This is a genomic window from Limnospira sp. PMC 289.06 (genome assembly GCF_032350395.1).
In the GTDB taxonomy this organism is placed as follows: Bacteria; Cyanobacteriota; Cyanobacteriia; order Cyanobacteriales; family Microcoleaceae; genus Limnospira; species Limnospira platensis.
Genome location: NZ_JARPLC010000224.1, coordinates 1 through 3,439, shown reverse-complemented (window position 1 = coordinate 3,439; position 3,439 = coordinate 1). Strand labels below are relative to the sequence as shown.

Sequence of the window (3,439 nt, the reverse complement as noted above, 5' to 3'; positions counted from 1 at the left end):
CTATAGGGGTTGAGTAATAACCCGCTATCGCTGTCAGGATAAGGGTTTATAGTTAATGCGGACGAAAGGACTTGAACCTAGTCTATAGGCTGTAACCCCTATTCTATCGTTACTTAGGTGTTACTCAAAGCCATAACAGGATCCATCAATCTGTAGCCATAAAATAACCCCTAGGGGTTTAGTCTAGGGGTGTTAATTTATGAAAGGTTGACGATTAGATTAATCTATCTGATAGATAACTCTGAGAAATGCCTTAGCTTCTGGAGTGTCAACATCAAACCCTAACGCTGTTAACCGTTCTATGGCTACGTTCAATGGTATAGGTAACTTAGAAACCCCTTTGAGGACTTCTAAGGTAGCGTCAATCCCTTCTGTTTTATATTTACTCTCGTTGACGATTGCGCTATGACCCATAAGTCTAGCTCGTAACTCGATAGGTAGTCCATACTTTTCACCTAACAGGTTGTACAGTCTACGAAAAGCATATTTCTGGGTTACCGGGCATTTCATAGATTGAATTCTGTTACTAAACGTTGCGTCAAAGCCTCCAGCTATGGTTTTGGGTTGACTGCCTTTTTTCGGGCTATATTCTGGTAACAACGGCCGTTTCAATTCTAGGAAATCAAACATTTCGGGACTGGGAATTGGGGCTACAACCCTTCCCCCTGTTTTGATACTCACTTTCCGACCTTCTGCGTCAGTAAAGTAAACATAGTCACCTAGCACCAAGTAATTATCCTGATTATCAGGGTCTGATAGTGCTTTGATGATTACGCCATCTTCAGTTACAAATGACTTAGTTAAATTAACAGCAGCGGCTATTTCGGTGGGTCTTAACCCATACATTACTGCCATGCCTGTTACCCATAGCCAAGCGTGTCTTGATGATTGATGCTGTGGATTTCTGATGGTGTAGGCTTCTTTTTTGGTATTAATCCACCAATCTTTAAACACGTCAACAGATAACCGTTGTTTCTTTTTAAATTTCGTTTGTTTGGGATTAATAGGTTCAAGCTGTTTAAGCAAGTGTTCTTTGTTAGGTGATTTCTTAGCGATGGCTTTTAAGATGTAGTAACGCTCTTTGAAGGTTTTAGAGCCTATCAGCTCCTCTCCGTTCTGTAGAGGGGTATACAACATAGCCTTGAAACCCTCCCAGCTAGGATATTCATCCCAGTTAGGGAACAGTTCAAAAAAGACCCCTTTACTTTGGTGATAAGATGTCAGGTCACTTACCACATCCCGGGAGCGAGGGCGACCTGTATTGCGGTTGTACCCGGCAAAATACTCATCTTCCAGTTGTTGGAATATTTCCCGGTAGGTTATCAGATTATCCTCAATCTGATTCTTTCCTAGAATAGTCGTATCATACCAATCCCAGAACTCACTAGTGCTAGTGATAGTCCCTAGGGCTTCTGATACCAGTTTAGCTTTCTTAACCCCGTCTATCACCCCTTGGGGTGTACACTCAAGATTAGCTGTCTTGGGTAGCCGTTTCCCGGTAGGTGGTTGCTTAAACTGCAATAGTAGGTTGTACCTAGCCCCGGACTTTTGTAGTTTGAGTGTCACTCCTTTGGGACATTCCCCTTTAAAGTCTTGATAGGCTTTCAGGAATCTAGCGTAACTCTCATCGTAGTTGCCCTTTCCCCCTACTGTAGGGGTATCAGTAGCGTTACTCATTTTTTACTCACTTGTTATCCTGTTATGGCTTTGAGTAACACCTAAGTAACGATAGAATAGGGGTTACAGCCTATAGACTAGGTTCAAGTCCTTTCGTCCGCATTTGATTAACCCTGGATATAGTGGCGGTTGTGGCTACTGCCTAACCTGACATTAGGGCTGGCGAGGCTGGTTTGTTTACTCTGGTCAAAACGGATATTCTCCGACTTGACCATTGACAGCGAAAACTGGTCTAATAGCGATCGCATTAACTTCCGTCAGTCAACCACCACCACACCCGCCCATATATATTCCCGTGCGTTTTCCCTTTATGTTCATCCCCAGCCCTGGTCTACTAGCCCTATTTAACTTATCAACTTACGAGAGTATCAGTGCCTTAGCCCTGTTGATACTTTCCGTGCAACTCCCCGCTACCGCCATTCTACTCTCCCGCCTATTTCGAGGGTTACTGCGCCGCCCACAATTACACATAGCCCCCCCCACCCCAGACCTATTGGGTAAAGTTAGCGTCATTGTCCCCACCCTCAACGAAGCCGCCCGCCTCAGTCCTTGTTTATCCGGTTTAAGCGCCCAGGGCTATGAAGTACGCGAAATCATCATAGTTGATAGTAACTCAGTCGATGCCACCCCAGATATGGTCATCGCCCAAAGCCAGCGCGACCCTCGTTTCCGCTTAACTACCGACGACCCCTTACCTCCCGGCTGGGTAGGTCGTCCTTGGGCTTTACATACTGGCTTTTTACGCACTTCCCCCGCCTCCCAATGGGTTTTGGGTATTGATGCAGACACACAACCTCAACCCGGACTGGTCGCCGCCTTGGTTAGGGCTGCAGAAAATGCTCAATATGACCTGATTTCTCTATCCTCTCAGTTTATCCTTAAATACCCAGGGGAATTGTGGTTACAACCTGCCCTCTTAATTACCCTCGTATATCGATTTGGTCCCCCTGATACCGCCCCCATGACCCCTGAGCGGGTTATGGCTAACGGTCAATGCTTTTTGTGTCGCCGCTCGGTTTTGGAAGCCCTCAATGGTTACACCACCGCCTCAAATTCCTTTTGTGATGATGTGACTTTGGCTAGAAATGCTGCTCAGAAAGGCTTTCGCGTCGGGTTTTGGGATGGGGCCGCCCTGCTGAAGGTGCGGATGTATGATGGGTTTATGGATACTTGGTCCGGCTGGGGGCGATCGCTTGATTTAAAGGATGCTTCCTCTACCGCCGGACTCTGGGCGGATCTCGCTCTCCTATTCTGCTGTCAGGGTTTACCCATACTGGTCTTAACTATCGCTCTCGCTTTCGGGTTCCTCTTTCCCTACCATAACCCTATCTTCACCTGGCTATGGCGCTTAAATGCTTTCCTGTTTATTATCCGTGTCGCTTTGTCGGCGGCGATCGCTTCTTCCTATGACTTCAGCCAAGCACAAGCTAAGTGGGTATTCTGGCTGTCTCCCCTCGCTGACCCTCTCGCTGTTCTCCGCCTCTTTCTCTCCGCTACCCAAAGACCTACCCAGTGGCGAGGACGCTACTATGGATAATTCTGGTAAAAGTCCCTCTCCCCCTCTGGGATCCAGATTTAGGGTGAGGGCAATGTATCTGGGATCCAGATTTAGGGTGAGGGCAATGTATAGCACCAGACAGGAAAGTTAGGACGTATAATGGAGAGGACGAGATGACTAAGAAGACAAAAAATGCCAGCCCCCTATAGTTACGACCTCAGACAAAAAGTTATTAATGCAATTGAACTAGACGGTATGCCCAAA

Annotated in this window: 2 protein-coding genes; one reads left to right on the top strand and one right to left on the bottom strand. The window is 46.6% G+C overall.

Translation table 11 applies throughout. The annotated features are described in order from the left end of the window. Positions 1-219 precede the first annotated feature (219 nt). On the bottom strand, positions 220-1,677 hold the full coding sequence (locus P5674_RS23690; RefSeq protein ID WP_315670343.1) for a recombinase: 1,458 nt from the start codon (positions 1,675-1,677) through the stop codon (positions 220-222). A 310-nt stretch (positions 1,678-1,987) separates the two neighbouring features. Between P5674_RS23690 and cruG the strand changes: the two genes are divergently transcribed. Beyond that, positions 1,988-3,214: a 2'-O-glycosyltransferase CruG gene (gene cruG, locus P5674_RS23685; protein WP_043469059.1), complete on the top strand. Its 1,227-nt coding sequence runs from the start codon at positions 1,988-1,990 to the stop codon at positions 3,212-3,214. Positions 3,215-3,439 lie beyond the last annotated feature (225 nt).